This window comes from Fictibacillus terranigra (assembly GCF_030412265.1).
In the GTDB taxonomy this organism is placed as follows: Bacteria; Bacillota; Bacilli; order Bacillales; family Fictibacillaceae; genus Fictibacillus_C; species Fictibacillus_C terrinigri.
The window spans coordinates 42942-59646 of the sequence record NZ_JAUHLN010000002.1 but is presented as its reverse complement, the minus strand read 5'-3'; the positions used below and the strand labels follow the sequence as shown (position 1 = coordinate 59646).

Here is a 16705-nt window from a genome sequence, read left to right as displayed (position 1 = left end):
AATTCAGCACCGTTGCTTTTTGCGGGTTTTCATTTGCTGCCGCTCTAAAATCACTCATAAGAAAAGAGCAAATAGCGATGACAGAACTTAATAGGACAACATAAACATTCTCCTTTGTATGTATTCCATTAAAGTATACAAGTGGTTTATTACATGAATGGTAAGGATACATGAATTTTATTCAGAATTGTAAGAAAAAAACAGAAGCTATCGATTTCATGCCGCCTGGATAGTCAAAATGGTGAGTAGAAAAAATCTATTATTTTCCTTCAACAAAACAAGTGGTTTTATGACAAAATAACCCTCTACTTGGTATAACTGTATTGTGCAACAATGAAATCAAGAGAACAGTGTAGTCTTCAGGAGAAGGGAGAGTAGGAATTATGAACATTTTATCTTTCAAGGTATCCGCTTCTGCATTTACGATCTTGAAAATTGTAGACTTTTATCGACTATCCAAAGCAATTGATAGTGACATTTACCTATATAAAAAAAACGGAGAGTCGTTCAGGGTGGAATGCATTCCAAAAATCGTTTCTTTTATCCTAACCATTAAGGAACGTGATGTTCTTCTTATTATTGTCGATGGAATCAACGCTATCAAGGACGGAGAACGCCTAAAACAAGTTCTTTGCTGAACAACATTAGCTTACCGCATCTTTTGAAGGCGTGAATAGCGCAGCGTACCACCGCTTCCATCTACATATGGCGGTTCATGTTGGATGGTAACAACACAAAAACCTTTCCAACGGATGAGAAGGAAAGGTGGTATTGTTATTAAGTTCAAGGATATATCAGAGTCATGCACTATGAACTCCTGAGCTCTTTTTTGATATTGAAATTTTGCTTTTAAACGTTAAACGTTCTCCTGGGACAATACCTTAAATCCAGTTAATGTTGGCGAAAGTGTATTCCTCTTTTGTGGAGGGAGTTCTTTATAGTTCTCAGTTTTCCTTTTTCCATTTTAAAGAAATAAGGTTACTTCCCCATTTAGGTACCAGAACTATCTCCAGATACTCATTTCCTGCCCTAATCGCCGCTTCATTAAAATACAGTATCTCTTCAATGTAGGCTGTCATCGAACTCCCTTAATCTCTACATTTTGTCGCGGCATTGCTGCAGGGCGTCTGCATGTACTTTGCATTAAATAATGTTTACTTTCAAGAGATGCATTATGGAAACCTTGCATCGCTTCCAAAACATGATACGCCATATCTCCATGAGCTCTATGATCATCACCTTCTGTAATGGCTCGTGCGAGGTCCGCAACGCCGATTCCTCGGTTATTATCGGTATATCCGTGCGTAAGTGGAATTTCCTCCCATACGTTGCTTCCTACACGGCGAAGCTTAACTGTGCCCCCAAAATAATTTGGATCAGGTACAAGAAGTGTGCCCTTGCTGCCATGAATCTCAATGTTGGGCAGTACGGTACCCGCCATTGCATCGAAGCTGGTAATAAGGGTACCGACCGCACCGCTTTCAAAATCGATTACTCCAGCGATATGCGTAGGTATTTCAACCGATATTTTCTTTCCATACTTCTTTTCACTTGTAATGGTGCGCTCTGGGTATGAAATAGCTGCTGATGCCGTCACACGGCGAATGGGACCGAGAAGCGTAACAAATGCCGTCAAATAATAAGGTCCCATATCAAACATCGGACCACCGCCTAACTCATAATAAAATTCCGGATCTGGATGCCAATGTTCATGGCCGCCGCACAGCATTAAACCGGTAACAGAAACCGGAGTGCCAATCTCTCCCTCATCAATAAGCTTTCGACATGTTTGAATGCCGCCCCCGAGAAAGGTTTCTGGTGCGCTTGCCACTCGTAGCCCTTTCTCACTAGCAAGTTCTAAAATTTCCTGACCTTCCTCGCAGGTAACAGCTAGCGGCTTCTCAACATAAACGTGTTTTCCCGCTTGAAGAGCGTCTTTACAGACAGTAGCATGTGCCTTAGGAATCGTTAAATTAACGACGATTTCAATTTCGTGATCGGCAAGCATTTCATTCACGGTATAAGCTTTTTCTAATCCAAATTCTTCAGCACATGCCTGTGCACGTTCCACGTCCAAATCTGCACACGCAACTAACTCAACGCCGGGATATTTCTTTAGATTGGTAATATAGATGCGGCTAATATACCCACAGCCTATAATTCCCACTTTAATTTGTTTCATTTTTTAAAGCCTCCCTTATTATTTAGCAGCCCATAAAAATCCACGGCGCATTAGTTCCTTAACGGGTGGCATTGCCACAATATCTGCTTGATGTCCGAGACTGTTGTAGTACACTCTGCCCTTCCCCCATTTTTTTGTCCAAACTACGGGCATTTTTACGTCACTAAAACTCGTTGTTGCATGAACTTTCACAGCAGGATCGATATGCATGTAATACTTCTCTGACTTCACTTTGAAATCTTCGATCTCTTTGGTTAGAGGATTCTCCGGGTCTTTTATATTCACTTCATACAAAACACCGTCATTGCCAGGATGAGCTACCCACTGTCCACCGACCATGTATTGAAACTCAACTTCATTTCGAAATGAATCTCCCATACCACCGTGGCAACCTGCAATTCCGCAGCCAGCATGCACTGTATCAAGCAATGGTCTCAGTTGTTCCTGCGTTATCGTTCCCATGGTCCAAACGGGTACAATTAAGTCTAGAACACCCATCTTTTCTGCATCCGTAAACGCGTCCAATGAATCAGAAACAGTAACTTCAAAATCTTCTTCCCTCAATATTCCTGCAAAAATATCAGCGACCAGGTCTGGTTGATGTCCATCCCAGCCGCCCCATACAATCAAAGCTTTTTTCATCGGATAACTCCTAACCTTCTATAGTTGGTACGTTTAATAAAAGTTTTAGAAACCTTAGCTTGTACCGCAGTGAATGAATGAAAGGACTCAACGGCTTTTTTGAGCCTAGACACGGAACTTTCTTAGAGAGCAGTTGTTTTCTGATTTTGAAGTAATTCTGAAATCGAAACCCATTGCCTTGAACGTGAAGATTTCTCTACTGCTGCTAATACTGCCTGGTTTCTTACACCGTCAATAAAGTTAGGAGACGGGCTATACCCTTTATCTACACCATTTAATAACTCCAGCGTAAGGTTGATAAACGTATGCTCGTAGCCAATAATATGTCCTGCAGGCCAATAGGCTCCTGCATATGGATGGATCTCCTCTGTACAGTTGATCGTTCTAAATCCTTGCAAACCCGGTTCATCATCCAGAAAAAATATTTCGAGGTTATTCATGTTCTCCATATCCCAGCGGATGGACCCTTTTTCTCCATTAATTTCGAAACGGTTGCCATTTCGGTTTCCGCCAGCAAAACGACTCGCTTCAAACGTACCAATCGCACCATTTTCAAACCGGGCCATAAACACGCTTGCATCATCTACATCCACTTCTCCCATTTGATCACTCGATGCTTTTCCGCTTAAACCAGAGCTGTCTTCCACAATAGGTCGCTGTTTAATAAATGTTTCCAGGATCCCGTTTACTTCTTTAAACTCACCGACTAAGAACCTTGCCAGATCAATGCTGTGAGCAGCCAGGTCCCCATGCGAGCCTGATCCGCACACTTCTTTACTTAAACGCCAGACGAGAGGAAACTGCGGATCCATGATCCAATCCTGCAAATATGTAGACCGTATATGATAAATTTTCCCTAGCCTTCCGCTGTCGATTAGTTTTTTCGCGAGCTGAATAGCCGGAACAAAACGGTAGTTATGATTAATCATATGGATGACACCGTTTTTCTCGACCGCTTCTTGCATGCGTTGGGACTGTTCCAGTGTCATCGCCAACGGCTTTTCGCAAAAAACATGTTTTCCAGCTTCAGCCGCTGCGATGGCGATTTCAGCGTGGCTGTTATTCGGAGTAACGACATCGATTAAATCAATGTCTTCCCGTTCGATGAGTTTTCTCCAATCGGTTTCATAGCTTTTCCATCCCATTTTGGCAGCTGCTTCCTTAACGTTTTCTTCATTTCTGCCGCACAGTACCTGTAAAACAGGCTCTACGGCTGGATCAAAATAAAACGAGACGTCACGATACGCATGAGAATGGGCTTTTCCCATAAACTTGTACCCTATCATTCCTATTCTTACTTGCTTTTTGTTTACACCCGCCACATTTCAACAGCTCCTTTTTCAATAATTTTGTCTCGCAAAAAGGTGACTGCTTTCGTAAATCCTTCTTCTCCACTCATTAGTCCATCTTCATGTTCAATGCTGATGGCGCCGTTATAGTTGTTTGAAGAGCACTGATGATTTCTTTCCATGTATCTTCACCATGACCGTATCCGACCGTTCTAAAAATCCAAGAGCGGGTTTTCAGCGTCGCTGTAGCTCTTCGTATCAAGAACACCGTTTAATGGGTTGTTTTGTCCGTCTAACCTTGTATCCTTGGCATGGAAATGAAACAATGCATCCTCTTTTCCTAATGCTTTAATACAAGCAACAGGATTCATTCCCTGCCAGAAGTAATGGCTTGGATCAAAGTTGCACCAATTTGGTCACCGCATTCCGTTCTTAACCGCAGTAACGTCTCTGTGTTATAGACGACGAAACCTGGATGCTGCTCAATGGCAGCTTTCACCCCATGAGCTCTTAGAATTTCATTCTGCTCTTTCCAATAAGGAATGACTTTTTCAGTCCATTGCCAGTTGACGACATCTGAAAAATCATTCGGCCATGGGCATGTGATCCAGACAGGATGTAAAGAATAGTCGGATTCCCCTGGACACCCTGAAAAGGTTACCACATTTTCAATCCCTAGGGCTGATGCAAGGCGCACCGTATCTTGAAAAGCTTGATTATGCTGGTTTGCGATGTCCTTATTTGGATGTAAGGCGTTCCCGTGGCAACTTAACGCGCTGATTCGGATACCACGAGAATCAAATGCCTCTTTAAACTGTTTAAGTTTAGCTTTATCCGCCAACAGCTCTGAAGGTTTACAATGCGCATCCCCTACATAACCACCTGTGCCGATTTCAACCGTATCCAGTCCGTTCTCTTGTATATAGTCCAAAGCTTCTTCCAACGGCTTTTTAGAGAACAATACAGCGAACACACCCATTTTCAAGTTATAAAACCAAACATTCAATATTCAATGCGGTTATTGATCACGATAGGCTGCTAACGCAACATTCAAGTCTCTGGTTAGGTCAAAGATTCGCTGGTATAGGTTAAACAGCCCTTCATACTTTTGGACACTTTGTTCTTCTGGATAAAATACCGCATCCTCTTTAATAAACTGGCCGGCACATTCTTCCAAGGATGTAAACCATCCATTACCGAAGGCAGCCAACATAGCTGCACCCATCGCGGGTCCTTGTTCACTTTTCAGCTTGATGACCTTTGCATTAAAAATATCGGCTTGCATTTGGAGCCATGTTTCGTTTTTAGCGCCGCCTCCAATGGAGATAATGGTATCGACCCTTTTCCCTTGTTGACGGAATAAATTAATAGATTCCTGAAGCGAAAAAGTAATACCTTCCAATACAGCCCTGATAAAATGCTCTCTTTTATGGCCTCCATCCATCCCAATAAAACTTCCACGAATGGATGAGCCCGCATGAGGCGTTCTCTCACCCACTAAATATGGAGTGAATAAGAGTCCACTTGCTCCGATCGGGACGGACTCCATTCCCTTAAGCAGTTGCTCAAACGTTTCTTCTGGAGCAAACGTTTCCTTAAACCAGCTTAAACTGTAGCCCGCAGCGAGTGTAACACCCATGGCATAAAAAGCATCAGCCTTTCCATGATTAAAAAAGTGAACTTTACCTTTAAAATCCTTCCCTTTGTCTTCCTCATGTGAAAGGATGACCCCAGATGTTCCGATACTGCACAATGTTTTTCCAGGAGAGAGAATTCCCGCACCGATTGCCCCACACGCATTATCCGCCCCACCTGCGAAAACTTTCGTTTTCTCTGACAATCCTGTTTCCGCTGCAATGCTTGGAAGCAACGTCCCTACACAATCATGGGATTCAACCAGCGGCGGACAAATGGATTCTGGAATTCCAAATTTGCGGCAGATTTCTCCGCTCCACGTTTTACTTGTCACATTTAACAGCAAGGTTCCCGCGGCATCCGAAAATTCACTGTTGATGGCACCCGTCATTCGAAGTCTCACATAATCTTTAGGAAGCAAAAACACAGACGTTTTTTCAAACGTCTCTGGTTCATGTTCCTTTACCCATAAGATTTTCGGTAAGGTAAAGCCTTCTAACACAGGATTTTTTGTAATGTTCAGCAGCTGTTCTTCAAACTCTTCCTTTATCTTTCGGCATTGAGGCGTTGTTCTTGTATCGTTCCAAAGAATCGCATTCCGAAGGACACGCTGATTTTCATCCAATAGAACAAGCCCATGCATTTGTCCAGAGTAACTGATTCCTTCAATCTGCTGAACTTGGGACTGTGAGACGAGATCAGCCAAAGCCTGGATGGTTTGATGTACCCACTCTTCTGGATTTTGTTCGTTGTACCCCGACCTTTCCTGAATGAGTGGATAACTTTTGGAAACCTCTGCACATACTTCTCCATTTTGGTTCACTAAGATCGTTTTAACCGCACTCGTTCCTAAGTCAATGCCAATGACATACTTCATTCCTGTTCACCTCCTGATAGAGCAAGTCCATGAAATCTATTAAACTTCTAAAATATATTGGTTTAAGATAGATTTTAATCGCTCTTGTCTTCCTGACTCATTTTTAATAGCCTCTTTATCGATGATATACTGCTCTAATGAATGAAAATTCGCTCTCCCTTCAACAATTTCAAGACCGATACCCTCTTTGTAACTGCGATATCGATCGTCAATGACATTATCAAATACCTTGTCCTCAATTATTTTATGAGCGACTTTCAGCCCCCTTGCAAAGGCATCCATGCCTGCAATATGAGCCTCAATGAGATCGACGGGTTCGAATGAAGCTCTTCTTACCTTTGCATCAAAGTTCAATCCCCCACTGCCGAGTCCACCATTTTTAAGAATTTCATACATCGCTAGTGTCGTAGAGTAAATATCCGTTGGGAATTCATCCGTATCCCAGCCGAGAAGTGTATCTCCTTGGTTAGCATCAACGGATCCAAGCAGGCCGTGTACTCTTGCGACTCGGAGTTCATGTTCAAAAGTATGTCCAGCCAGTGTCGCATGGTTGGCTTCAAGGTTTAATTTAAAATGATTGTCTAAGCCATACTGCTTTAAAAAAGCAATCGTGGTCGCTGCATCCGTATCATATTGATGTTTTGTTGGCTCTTTTGGCTTTGGTTCTATGAGAAACTGACCAGTAAAACCGATTTCTTTCGCGTAATCGACTGCCATGTGCATAAATCGTGCTAGGTTGTCCAACTCTAATTTTAAATCCGTATTTAATAGTGTCTCGTAACCCTCACGTCCACCCCAAAACACATAGTTTTCAGCTCCAAGTTCTTTTGCTGTATCTAATCCCTTTTTAACTTGTGCTGCTGCAAAGGCAAACACATTGGCATTGCAGGATGTTGCTGCACCATGAACAAAACGGGGATGTGTGAACATGTTGGCTGTATTCCAAAGCAAATTAACATTAGAAGTATCCATATATTCCTTAATCATGTTTATAATCGTATCTAAATTCTGGTTAGTTTCTCTTAGAGTTCTGCCTTCTGGTGCAATATCTCTGTCGTGAAACGCAAAAAAAGGAACATCTAGCTTCTCAAAGAGTTCAAAGGCTGCTTCCACTCTCGCTTTGGCTAGATCCATTCCTGTAAATCGGTCCCATGGCCTCTCCATTGTAGCCGCTCCAAACGGATCGGTACCATCCGCTGTAAACGTGTGCCAATAGGCGACAGAGAATCTTAGATGCTGTTTCATGGTTTTGTCCCCTATCATTTCATCAGGATTGTAATATTTAAAAGCTAAAGCGTTGTTTGCCCCCTTGTTATAAGATACTTTGTTAACGCTTTCAAAATACGGTGCATTTTGCAATTGCTTTTCTGCCATCGAATTTCCCCTCCATTTTAAGTGATTGAATAATCTTTGACGATAAATTTCAAAGTTTGTTTACCCATTAAACTAAGTGTGGTTTAATAATATTACACATTTTCTGACTTTTCAATGTTTTCTCTACTTATTAAAAATTAATTAGAATACCATTAAGATAAAGTTAGAGAGCTATATTAATTTAAAAGGGGTGAATAAAATGATCATTGCCGACCAACATCTAGTGAAAAAAATGAACCAAAAGTTAATCCTTAACGAAATCATTAAGAATGCCCCTATTTCAAAGGCAAAGATATCTGCGATTACGGGTCTAAACAAATCCACGATTTCGTCTCAAGTTAGTAGTTTAATAAAGGGAAACATTATTTTTGAGATAGGACGAGGAACATCGAGCGGCGGAAGAAGACCTATTATGCTGATGTTTAATAAAAACGCAGGGTACGCAATAGGAGTGGATATAGGGGTAAACTATATTAACGTGATTTTATCTGATTTAGAAGGTTATATTTCGTATAGCTGTTACCAAGACTTAGAGGAAACTTCCTTTGCAGGAATGAGAGAAGCATTATTTACTATGATCAAAACAGCGATGGCTCATATCCCGGATTCTTACTACAGTTTGATAGGCATTGGCATAGGGGTCCCTGGCTTCGTTGATTATGACCATCAGGTGGTTTTTACCCCCAATACGAAATGGAATGCTATCAACTTACAGCGTATCGTACAGGATGAATTCAACGTCCCGGTATTTATTGAAAATGAAGCAAACGCAGGAGCCTATGGCGAAAAGAACTTTGGCCATGCGAAGAATTATGAGAATCTCATTTATGTCAGCGTTAATATCGGAATTGGTATAGGGATTATTATCAATAATCAGCTTTATAGAGGAACAAAGGGTTTTTCGGGAGAAATGGGGCATATGTCCATTGATTTTAGTGGTCCTCGGTGCAATTGTGGCAATCGAGGTTGTTGGGAGATGTACGCATCTGAAAGGTCAGTCACGACCTCGTTAACGGAAACTAAAAAAATGACCCACTTTTCGTGCGAAAAAATAACAGAACTCGTAAACCAAAATGACATCGAAACATTGAACGCACTGGAAAACTTCGGGTTTTTCTTAGGCATTGGGTTAACAAACATCCTGAATACTTTTGATCCAGAAATCATAATTCTTCGAAATGATCTAATTGAATCTCATCCTATTATTTTAAAATCTATCCAAAATACGATCACATCAAGAACCTACCGTGAACAAAGCGACAGCTGTAAATTTGTTATTTCCAAATTAGGAAAAGATTCAACGGCACTTGGAGCATCTTCGATTGTTATTAAAAATTTCTTAGATAACTTTTCTATTACAGACTAGTACCTGGTTCCGCCTTAAGTGGCTTAGTAATACTCTGTGACAAACAATTTTGCATTACAGTTTCTCCTCTTTCTCGATGAAGATTTCAAAAAGTCGAAATTCTTTTTTTAAAACTTTGTTTATTGGATATACAAACTATGGACTTGTTGACATCGCTATAGGTGCCAGGTCCGCACGGCAACTTATGGTCGCAGGTAAGCATTCCAAGAAGGAGAAACATTATACGAAGTGACCAAAAGGGCATTGGAGATCGAAGAATCTGGAGGGAATATGATATCCATCAACGGATTCACTCCATTCCAAACAAAAATGATAATTCCCACTTTTATCCGCTTTTTTACTACCTAAAACCACAGAAGCATAAGCTTGAGTTTTACCACTAACAACTTTGTCATTGTCATCCACCCTATTCACCGTTAATGAAGGAGCGGTTTTGTCGATGACCTCCACCACAGTTGCCTTACTTTTGTTTTTGGCCGCATCTGTTGCCGTTACAGATAGGAAGTTCCTGCTTTCTGCTTTGCGATTTTAACGGTAAACGTACCATTGCTTGCTGCAGTTGCTTTACCTAATTGTTTATCGGAACCAGTAACAAAAACGGACGCTTTTGCCACTGTTTTTCCAGTAACGACTGTATCATTATCCTCAACTCTATTGACAGTTGGTGGCTTCGGTGCAATCACATCAGAAGTTTTAAACGAATATCCCATCATGTATTCATCCCGCTTGCATAGTTTGAGGAATCTAAAGCAACGATGAAATAAGTCCCTGGTTTAGTGATTACATCCTTGGCTAATAAGCCCATCATCTACCGTTTTGTTACTTGTAACGAATGAAATTATCCTTACTGTCATACAATTCCTGGCTGCGGTATGATTGGCGTGATGCTAATTCTGAGTGTGTTTTGGTTTTCCACCTGAAGTGGTTCCGATTATCGCGGTCATCAGTACAATTATCGATGCCCCGGCAACACTGTTGAACTCAGCCGGCAACACCGTTTCTGCGATGATGGTCAGCCGAATCGTAGAGGGGAAAAATTGACTGAAGGAATCATTATTAGCGAAATAAATATGTGCAGAAAAGATAAAAGACCTTCAATTCGGAAGGTCTTTTTCTATGCTGCCAAAGTCGTATTCCGTTTCTTCAGAAGTTAGGGACCTTGTCCTCCAATACGTAACACTTTATCGAACCAGAGGACAGGCCCTCATGTTCTATAAAAAGGTTAAACTTAAAGCTATTTCCTTCAAATGAGGTTGGTCTGCCCATAAGATGAAGTAATTGTAAGTTTCTCCTTGGATTGTAATGGGAGTTGGATACCTCCAGCAGAAATGTTGAATCAATCAACTTTAATTGTATCAAAATGTGGTTGATGCCGGGTGGATTCATGGTTTGAAAGTAGTCGCAATAGCAAAACGAAAAGCCATTGCCATATTAGCTTTAGTAGTCACTTTATTATGGCAAACCGCCTACACACAGGTAGGAATTATTTTGTTATCACATTTATTGGTTTTCTCCACTTTAAACAACAAGCTGAAAATGATGATTCTAGAATTCACTTCCCTATCTCACGTTAGTTTGCAATCATTTGTTTAATATTATTTGTCGGATTACTAATTCTTTTACCTATTTTAAGAGAAGCTACTTCTTTAAATTGGCATTGCCATGTTCGATAGTTTTTATCGATCTTTTGCTGGAACAAAATCATCATAACACTCACATAAACAAAGAAAAGCGGAAACAAAGGAAGGGCGGAATGGTGTGTCATTTATTCTGCACTCCAGGATTTTATTGTTTTACTTTATTTCTTGCTCTCAGTAATTTTACCAAGAAAGAACCCATTGACTTGATCTAAACTTCCTCTCCATAGCACTTTATTTTTAGACGAGGCCATTTTATTTTCTCCACAATAAATCTGTGCATTTTTTAAATGAATAAAGTGCAAATCATTCAAGTTGTCTTCATTTCCCTCTTCAATCGCTTCACTTGATTGAATGAGCCGTTCACTAATTGCTTGTGATACTTCATTGCCGTTTTCAAATGCTTCCCCTAATGCTTCCAAATACTCTTGTGCAGAAATCGTCGTTCCAGAGATAACAGCTCCATTTACATTTAACGTTATATCCAATGAAAATCCGTATTTATTAGAAGCTTTTACAAAAAATTCAAGGATACTGTCTGTACTCATCTTTTAACCCCCGTTGTTTTATTTGGAAGATGTATCGTCATTACTGGAAATAGTAAATTCTTTTGGTTTTTTATCGTTTTTAATACGGTTATTTTTTGAGCTTACTTTTAGTGGGCGCTGCTCGTCTTTTTCATCCCGATCCACAACCACATCTTCGTCATTTTTTTCCTCCTCCGATAATGGGGCTAGCTGTTCTAACTTCTTTTCTATTAATTTTAAGCGTTCGTTAAGTTTTCTATTTTCATATTCAAGGATTTGAAATTGTTCTTCGTTATTGTCCTGTGCGTTTACTTCCTGGTGATCTTGTTCTTCGTTATTGTCCTGTGCGTTTACTTCTTGGTGATCTTGTTCTTGGTGATCTTGTTCTTCGTTATTGTCCTGCGCGTTTACTTCCTGGTGATCTTGTTCTTCGTTATTGTCCTGTGCGTTTACTCCTTGGTGATCTTGTTCTTCGTTATTGTCTTGTGCGTTTACTTCCTGAAGATCTTGTTCTTCGTTATTGTCCTGTGCGTTTACTCCTTGGTGATCTTGTTCTTCGTTATTGTCTTGTGCGTTTACTTCCTGAAGATCTTGTTCATCGTTATTGTCCTGTGCGTTTACTTCCTGAAGATCTTGTTCTTCATTACTTGTACTTTGGTTCTCTTGATCTTCACTTTTCTCTTTTTTTAACAAGCCTGCCGTTTTATTTTTTAGTTTTTTTGCTGTTTGCTGTGACCTTTCAGCCCCGTAATCTTTTATATTACTAATTTTTTCCATAGTTGTTTTTCCTAAATTTTTACTCTTTTGTTTCAAGTCAGTAGATTCAATCCTGGACATAATTCTTTTTCCGGTTTTGGGGTTGGATAAATATCCGATAGTTGCTCCCACAACACCACCGATTACTGTTCGATAAACAGATGAACTTGCTACTTTTTTCGCTTTATTGTCTTTCATCCTAAATTCCTCCTCAAATTGTTTGCTATTATTGGTTGTTTTGTCGTTTTTAAAATACATTTATACAGTGAACTCTTTTTCCCCTATAGCATTTACTTCCTGGTGATCTTGTTCATCGTTATTGTCTTGCAGGTTTACTTCCTGATGATCTTGTTTTTCGTTATTTGCATTTGTGTTCTCTTGATCTTCACTATTCTCTTTTTTTAACAAGCCTGCGGTCTTATTTTTTAGTTTTTTTGCTGTTTGCTGTGACTTTTCAGCTCCGTAATCTTTTATATTACTTATTTTCTCCATAGCTGTTTTCCCCAAAGGTATGGTATTTTGTTTCAAGTCGGCAGACTTAATTCCGGACATAATTCTTTTTATGGTTTCGGGGTTGGCTAAATATCCGACAGCTGCTCCCACAACACCACCGATTACTGTTCGATAAACAGATGAACTTGCTACTTTTTTCGCTTTATTGTCTTTCATCCTAAATTCCTCCTCAAATTGTTTGCTATTATTGGTTGTTTTGTTGTTATAAAAATACATTTATATGGTGAAATCTTTTTCCCCTATATTTTGTTCCAATAATTGAATACGCTCGTTTAATTTCCGATTTTCCTCTTCTAATTTTTGCTGTCCTTCATTCGCTTTCGATGATAAATAAGGGTCATTTTCCCACCAGTCCATGCCAATTTCCTTCGCTTTATCTACAGAAGCGACAATTAGACGAATCTTAATGGTTAATAATTCGACGTCAGCAATGCCAACGGTAATATCTCCAGCAATGACGACCCCTTTATCCAGTATCTTTTCCAAAACGTCTACGATTGTGCTGGATTGTGTGGGATGCTCCACTGCCATTTCAATCACTCCTTACTATTGGTTTGGCTAAAGTAACTTGCCCAATGGTCCAAGGTCAATATTTAAATCTTCATCTTTAAGATTAAATATCTCTTTTAATTCATCCATCTTCACTTCTAAATTCATTAGTGCGACTCCTAAATTTTCAATCTGTTCCTCAGTTAATGTTCCGCCATCTACCCGGCGGATAGCATGTCTTTCAACAATTTGCCTTAGCAATTCGATAACCGTCAAAACCAGTTGGGCTAAACCATGCTCTGCATGATCAGGGTCTAGGGTAATCCTGCTATTGGCCGGATTATTGACTTGCATACATTAGCTCCTCCCTCTGTTTATCAAATTCCTCGGACGAAATTTCCTTCCGGTTGCCCGATTGGGAAGCAACAAGAGTTTCGACAGAAGCGATTAACACACGCAGATCTAAATAGACCAAATCGACACCAGCAATAGAGATTACTAGATCTCCTTTAATCGCTACACCTTTGTCTAATATGACATCCAATATATCAATAAGAGCAATGTTTTTATTTTCAACGGATTCCCTATTGCTCATATGTCGACTTTCCTCCTTTCCCTCTTTTTAAGCCATGATTGCAAAATGATATGCAGGCCAAGGACCTGAAGCTTCAAATTTCCAACCGTATTCTTCCATTTCTTTTGTCATGTTATTAATTTCTTCTAAATACTCTTCAACTCGATCAACCGCTATAAGATAAACACTATTCCAGCTCATATCATATTTTTTTCCGGTTACGTCCTTACTCCAATTATTTTTCACTGTATGATTTAAGGAAAATTGTTTCAATCTATCATGAATTTGTTCACAAACTGACCCTTTTTCAGTTTCAAGTTCTTTATCTAACAATTGATCCAGCTTTCTTTTCTCAAAAAATTGCCTTCCTGGAGGTAACTTGCTTATCTCCTCCTTTTTTGATGCGATATTTAAATTTCGGCCACTTAAATATTTCTTTAAAAGTGAGTCATCACAGTAGATTTTTAAATTCCATTCCTCAGTTTCAGCCAAATGTAAAAACGAGTCTGTTATTTTTTCCTGATTATTTTCAATCGTTTTTCTCATGCTGTTCTCGTTTTTATAAATGGTGCAAAATTTCATTGGAATTACCGTATATTTTTGTTTGAGGTTTAATAAAGCATTATGATGATGCAAAGCTTTTTCCTGCAGCCACTCCATATTATTGTTGATCTTTTCTTCAATCGATGCTTCTGAATACTCTTTAGAATCAAGATTACATACAACCGCGGTAATCTTGCCGATTTGCACCGAATAGGCTTCTTTTTGTTCATCTAGTCCCTTAAACGGGATTACCGATTCCCTTTTCTCCTCTTCCGTGGGAATAAGTCCGTATAAATAAATCAAATCGCTCATTTTAATCCCCTCATATCTGCTGCTTCGTCATATTGTCCCATTGTTCCATTTCCCGCTTCTTGGCTGCCTCATAACGGATCAATAATTCCTCTTCTTGTTCCCTGTATAATTTTTCAGGTATTTCATCCAGCTCATACAACATTTGAAGGTGCACAAGCTTTTGCTGAATATTAGAAATATCATACAGTTCTCTGTCGGCTTCTTCTTTCACTTTTTCACCGACCTTAAAGACGAGGTTCATTGGGGCAGTGAATAGTTTGTGAATCATTTATTTTCCTCTACTTTAAGTTTTATATTTATAAAATTGTAAGCCGGCCAGGGACCCGAATATTTGAATTCAACTTTGCCGTCCCATTTTTCAAAGGCTTCATTTATCTTCTGGTCAAAAAGTTCCTCTTGGCTCCGATCAATCAAAAATGCAGCGTTTAACAACATCGTTTCTCCGATGGGTTCATTTGCAACTGAGGCTGCAGCAACTTCTTTTAATGGTTCAAAAATCTCTGTTTTAATATCCTCCTGGAGAGAAGCAAAGAATTGGTTAGCCATCCCTCCAAGCTTAATACGGTCATAAAAGCCGGCGTTGTCTGACTTGCCTTGAACGGTTTGTTTCATTTTTTCTACTTCAGGACTTTTATTAATTTCATTTTCCAGCCATTCTTTTTTGCCGATAACTTTTAATCCGAGCTCGATTTTTCCTTTAATTTCAGGAAATAACTTATTGAACTGAGGATATAGATTTTCTAGAAGAACCTTTACATCTTCCTTTGTATGAAACACATTGCCAAAACTTATTGGAATGACTGTGTCGTTTTGGGCCATGACGGAGGCAATGACTTTCTGGTGCATCATTAAATTTTCTTTGTTCGGATGATAAATTTTCATAGGAACTTCTGCCGCTACCATTGCTGAGTCCTTATAATGAATGGTAAATATTTGTTTCTCTTCGCCATCTATAACTGCTTTTCCAAATTGATGCAGTTCCTGATTCGTTTGTATACTGCAAAATATATATATACCGGTTGATTGGCTCACCCGTTTCACTCCCTTTCTATTTCTTTGCACGTATCTTCAACGATGTTTTTTATTTTTGATTGATCCGATTCATCTAAGCCTTTAGATACAGAAAACCATAAAATGTCAAAACATAATTGTTGAAAATCTTCATCTTTCCCGTCTACCGGAATCCCTTCTTCATGAGCTAGTGTAGCGATCATAAGAGAAGCGCGTAAGCTTGGCCTGTGCTGGCTGTTTTTAGGACATTTTTCCCTTAAGGAGGAAACAATCCTGGTAATGCCTGCAGCCTTCTCTTTTGAAACACCCGTTTTTTTTGAAAGAATTTCCGCTTCCGTCTCTTCATCTGAATAATCAATTGGAATGGTGATTAATCTGTCTAATAAGGCATCCTGTGTTTGATGAACGCCGGCGTATTCAGCTGGATTGCTCGTAAAGATTACGGAAAACTTTGGATGGACACGAATAAACGGTTCTTGTTGCTTGGTTCCATATAAGGGAAGGATCCGTTCCTCTAAAATGGAGAGAAAGATATTATTTGTGGAAGGCTTAGACCGAGTAAATTCATCATAGATGAGGGTATATCCATTTTTTACTGCCTTTAATAATTTGCCATTACTCCAGGTTTCCGTAACATTTTCTTCTTTTTTATAAACGGAACGAATAAAATTATCGACTACCTTTTGAGAGTGGTACCCTGTAAACGCCCCGATCAAATCCTCATTTGATAACTCTTCATTACCGTGCATCAACATGACGGGCCGCCTTCTTTTCTTGGCTAAAAGAAGAGCGAGTGATGTTTTCCCTACCCCTGCAGGCCCTGTAAAATGTATCGGATATCCTGCCGAAAGGTAGTTTAGTGAACGTGAAATAACCTCTTTTATTACATCATTCTGCAATAATCCGGACGAGACGATGTCATTTTCCTTCCTCTCCGCCATTTAAGTCCCCCCATTCTAATGGCTCTATCCCATAGCT

The 16705-nt window shown here is 39.7% G+C and carries 18 protein-coding genes and 3 pseudogenes; 4 read left to right on the top strand and 17 right to left on the bottom strand.

Annotated features, from left to right (window positions below):
- Window positions 1–383: 383 nt before the first annotated feature.
- Window positions 384–638: a hypothetical protein gene (locus tag QYF49_RS08115; RefSeq protein WP_290399135.1), complete on the top strand. Its 255-nt coding sequence runs from the start codon at window positions 384–386 to the stop codon at window positions 636–638.
- A 437-nt stretch (window positions 639–1075) separates the two neighbouring features.
- On the opposite strand, the gene QYF49_RS08110 is transcribed toward QYF49_RS08115, so the two are convergent.
- From QYF49_RS08110 to xylA, 6 genes and pseudogenes are all read right to left on the bottom strand, one after another.
- Window positions 1076–2182, bottom strand: coding sequence for a Gfo/Idh/MocA family protein (locus tag QYF49_RS08110; RefSeq protein ID WP_290399134.1), 1107 nt, complete (start codon window positions 2180–2182; stop codon window positions 1076–1078).
- 18 nt (window positions 2183–2200) lie between these two features.
- Window positions 2201–2824 (bottom strand): ThuA domain-containing protein, encoded by a 624-nt coding sequence (locus QYF49_RS08105; RefSeq protein ID WP_290399133.1) that lies wholly within the window; start codon window positions 2822–2824, stop codon window positions 2201–2203.
- Window positions 2825–2946: 122 nt separating this feature from the next.
- Window positions 2947–4110 (bottom strand): Gfo/Idh/MocA family protein, encoded by a 1164-nt coding sequence (locus tag QYF49_RS08100; RefSeq protein ID WP_290400398.1) that lies wholly within the window; start codon window positions 4108–4110, stop codon window positions 2947–2949.
- Between the two features lie 23 nt (window positions 4111–4133).
- A pseudogene (locus QYF49_RS08095) lies at window positions 4134–5098 on the bottom strand (sugar phosphate isomerase/epimerase family protein).
- A gap of 33 nt (window positions 5099–5131) precedes the next feature.
- Entirely contained in the window at window positions 5132–6625 is a 1494-nt protein-coding gene (gene xylB, locus QYF49_RS08090) for a xylulokinase (RefSeq protein ID WP_290399132.1), read from the bottom strand.
- A gap of 39 nt (window positions 6626–6664) precedes the next feature.
- Window positions 6665–7999: a xylose isomerase gene (gene xylA / locus QYF49_RS08085; protein WP_290399131.1), complete on the bottom strand. Its 1335-nt coding sequence runs from the start codon at window positions 7997–7999 to the stop codon at window positions 6665–6667.
- A 199-nt stretch (window positions 8000–8198) separates the two neighbouring features.
- Between xylA and QYF49_RS08080 the strand changes: the two genes are divergently transcribed.
- The gene (locus tag QYF49_RS08080) at window positions 8199–9365 is read left to right on the top strand and encodes an ROK family transcriptional regulator (RefSeq protein WP_290399130.1); all 1167 of its coding nucleotides are present in this window, start codon (window positions 8199–8201) and stop codon (window positions 9363–9365) included.
- Window positions 9366–9856: 491 nt separating this feature from the next.
- Here QYF49_RS08080 and QYF49_RS08075 read toward each other — a convergent pair whose 3' ends face one another.
- The gene (locus QYF49_RS08075; protein ID WP_290399129.1) at window positions 9857–10078 is read right to left on the bottom strand and encodes an Ig-like domain-containing protein; all 222 of its coding nucleotides are present in this window, start codon (window positions 10076–10078) and stop codon (window positions 9857–9859) included.
- A gap of 144 nt (window positions 10079–10222) precedes the next feature.
- Here QYF49_RS08075 and QYF49_RS08070 point away from each other — a divergent pair.
- Window positions 10223–10406: pseudogene (locus QYF49_RS08070) on the top strand (cation:dicarboxylate symporter family transporter); the annotation flags it as partial.
- 330 nt (window positions 10407–10736) lie between these two features.
- A pseudogene (locus QYF49_RS08065) lies at window positions 10737–11051 on the top strand (chromate transporter); the annotation flags it as partial.
- 112 nt (window positions 11052–11163) lie between these two features.
- Here QYF49_RS08065 and gvpU read toward each other — a convergent pair.
- From gvpU to gvpN, 10 genes are read right to left on the bottom strand one after another with little or no spacing between them, the layout of a single operon-like run.
- The gene (gene gvpU / locus QYF49_RS08060; RefSeq protein ID WP_290399128.1) at window positions 11164–11550 is read right to left on the bottom strand and encodes a gas vesicle accessory protein GvpU; all 387 of its coding nucleotides are present in this window, start codon (window positions 11548–11550) and stop codon (window positions 11164–11166) included.
- 18 nt (window positions 11551–11568) lie between these two features.
- Window positions 11569–12483, bottom strand: coding sequence for a hypothetical protein (locus QYF49_RS08055; protein WP_290399127.1), 915 nt, complete (start codon window positions 12481–12483; stop codon window positions 11569–11571).
- Window positions 12484–12543: 60 nt separating this feature from the next.
- Window positions 12544–12954: a YtxH domain-containing protein gene (locus QYF49_RS08050; RefSeq protein ID WP_290399126.1), complete on the bottom strand. Its 411-nt coding sequence runs from the start codon at window positions 12952–12954 to the stop codon at window positions 12544–12546.
- A 60-nt stretch (window positions 12955–13014) separates the two neighbouring features.
- Complete coding sequence (locus QYF49_RS08045) at window positions 13015–13329, bottom strand: gas vesicle protein (protein ID WP_290399125.1); 315 nt, start codon at window positions 13327–13329, stop codon at window positions 13015–13017.
- Window positions 13330–13356: 27 nt separating this feature from the next.
- Complete coding sequence (locus tag QYF49_RS08040) at window positions 13357–13641, bottom strand: gas vesicle protein K (protein WP_290399124.1); 285 nt, start codon at window positions 13639–13641, stop codon at window positions 13357–13359.
- Entirely contained in the window at window positions 13628–13882 is a 255-nt protein-coding gene (locus QYF49_RS08035; RefSeq protein WP_290399123.1) for a gas vesicle protein, read from the bottom strand. The genes QYF49_RS08040 and QYF49_RS08035 overlap by 14 nt, the downstream gene beginning before the upstream one ends.
- Before the next feature lie 27 nt (window positions 13883–13909).
- On the bottom strand, window positions 13910–14716 hold the full coding sequence (locus QYF49_RS08030) for a GvpL/GvpF family gas vesicle protein (RefSeq protein ID WP_290399122.1): 807 nt from the start codon (window positions 14714–14716) through the stop codon (window positions 13910–13912).
- A gap of 10 nt (window positions 14717–14726) precedes the next feature.
- Window positions 14727–14984 carry a gas vesicle protein GvpG gene (locus QYF49_RS08025; RefSeq protein WP_290399121.1) on the bottom strand — a complete coding sequence of 86 codons (258 nt, stop codon included), beginning with the start codon at window positions 14982–14984 and terminating at the stop codon, window positions 14727–14729.
- Window positions 14981–15748 (bottom strand): GvpL/GvpF family gas vesicle protein, encoded by a 768-nt coding sequence (locus tag QYF49_RS08020; RefSeq protein WP_290399120.1) that lies wholly within the window; start codon window positions 15746–15748, stop codon window positions 14981–14983. The genes QYF49_RS08025 and QYF49_RS08020 overlap by 4 nt, the downstream gene beginning before the upstream one ends.
- 5 nt (window positions 15749–15753) lie before the next feature.
- Window positions 15754–16668, bottom strand: coding sequence for a gas vesicle protein GvpN (gvpN, locus tag QYF49_RS08015; RefSeq protein ID WP_290399119.1), 915 nt, complete (start codon window positions 16666–16668; stop codon window positions 15754–15756).
- Window positions 16669–16705 lie beyond the last annotated feature (37 nt).

What these genes read in the sequence shown, in the direction of transcription:
- QYF49_RS08115 (WP_290399135.1), top strand. Translation starts at nt 384, where the DNA reads ATGAACATTTTATCTTTCAAGGTATCCGCTTCTGCATTTACGATCTTG.
- QYF49_RS08030 (WP_290399122.1), bottom strand. Translation starts at nt 14,716, where the DNA reads ATGAGCGATTTGATTTATTTATACGGACTTATTCCCACGGAAGAGGAG.
- QYF49_RS08110 (WP_290399134.1), bottom strand. Translation starts at nt 2,182, where the DNA reads ATGAAACAAATTAAAGTGGGAATTATAGGCTGTGGGTATATTAGCCGC.
- xylB (WP_290399132.1), bottom strand. Translation starts at nt 6,625, where the DNA reads ATGAAGTATGTCATTGGCATTGACTTAGGAACGAGTGCGGTTAAAACG.
- QYF49_RS08100 (WP_290400398.1), bottom strand. Translation starts at nt 4,110, where the DNA reads ATGATAGGGTACAAGTTTATGGGAAAAGCCCATTCTCATGCGTATCGT.
- QYF49_RS08075 (WP_290399129.1), bottom strand. Translation starts at nt 10,078, where the DNA reads ATGATGGGATATTCGTTTAAAACTTCTGATGTGATTGCACCGAAGCCA.
- QYF49_RS08025 (WP_290399121.1), bottom strand. Translation starts at nt 14,984, where the DNA reads ATGATTCACAAACTATTCACTGCCCCAATGAACCTCGTCTTTAAGGTC.
- QYF49_RS08045 (WP_290399125.1), bottom strand. Translation starts at nt 13,329, where the DNA reads ATGGCAGTGGAGCATCCCACACAATCCAGCACAATCGTAGACGTTTTG.
- QYF49_RS08105 (WP_290399133.1), bottom strand. Translation starts at nt 2,824, where the DNA reads ATGAAAAAAGCTTTGATTGTATGGGGCGGCTGGGATGGACATCAACCA.
- QYF49_RS08080 (WP_290399130.1), top strand. Translation starts at nt 8,199, where the DNA reads ATGATCATTGCCGACCAACATCTAGTGAAAAAAATGAACCAAAAGTTA.
- QYF49_RS08040 (WP_290399124.1), bottom strand. Translation starts at nt 13,641, where the DNA reads ATGCAAGTCAATAATCCGGCCAATAGCAGGATTACCCTAGACCCTGAT.
- xylA (WP_290399131.1), bottom strand. Translation starts at nt 7,999, where the DNA reads ATGGCAGAAAAGCAATTGCAAAATGCACCGTATTTTGAAAGCGTTAAC.
- QYF49_RS08035 (WP_290399123.1), bottom strand. Translation starts at nt 13,882, where the DNA reads ATGAGCAATAGGGAATCCGTTGAAAATAAAAACATTGCTCTTATTGAT.
- gvpN (WP_290399119.1), bottom strand. Translation starts at nt 16,668, where the DNA reads ATGGCGGAGAGGAAGGAAAATGACATCGTCTCGTCCGGATTATTGCAG.
- gvpU (WP_290399128.1), bottom strand. Translation starts at nt 11,550, where the DNA reads ATGAGTACAGACAGTATCCTTGAATTTTTTGTAAAAGCTTCTAATAAA.
- QYF49_RS08050 (WP_290399126.1), bottom strand. Translation starts at nt 12,954, where the DNA reads ATGAAAGACAATAAAGCGAAAAAAGTAGCAAGTTCATCTGTTTATCGA.
- QYF49_RS08055 (WP_290399127.1), bottom strand. Translation starts at nt 12,483, where the DNA reads ATGAAAGACAATAAAGCGAAAAAAGTAGCAAGTTCATCTGTTTATCGA.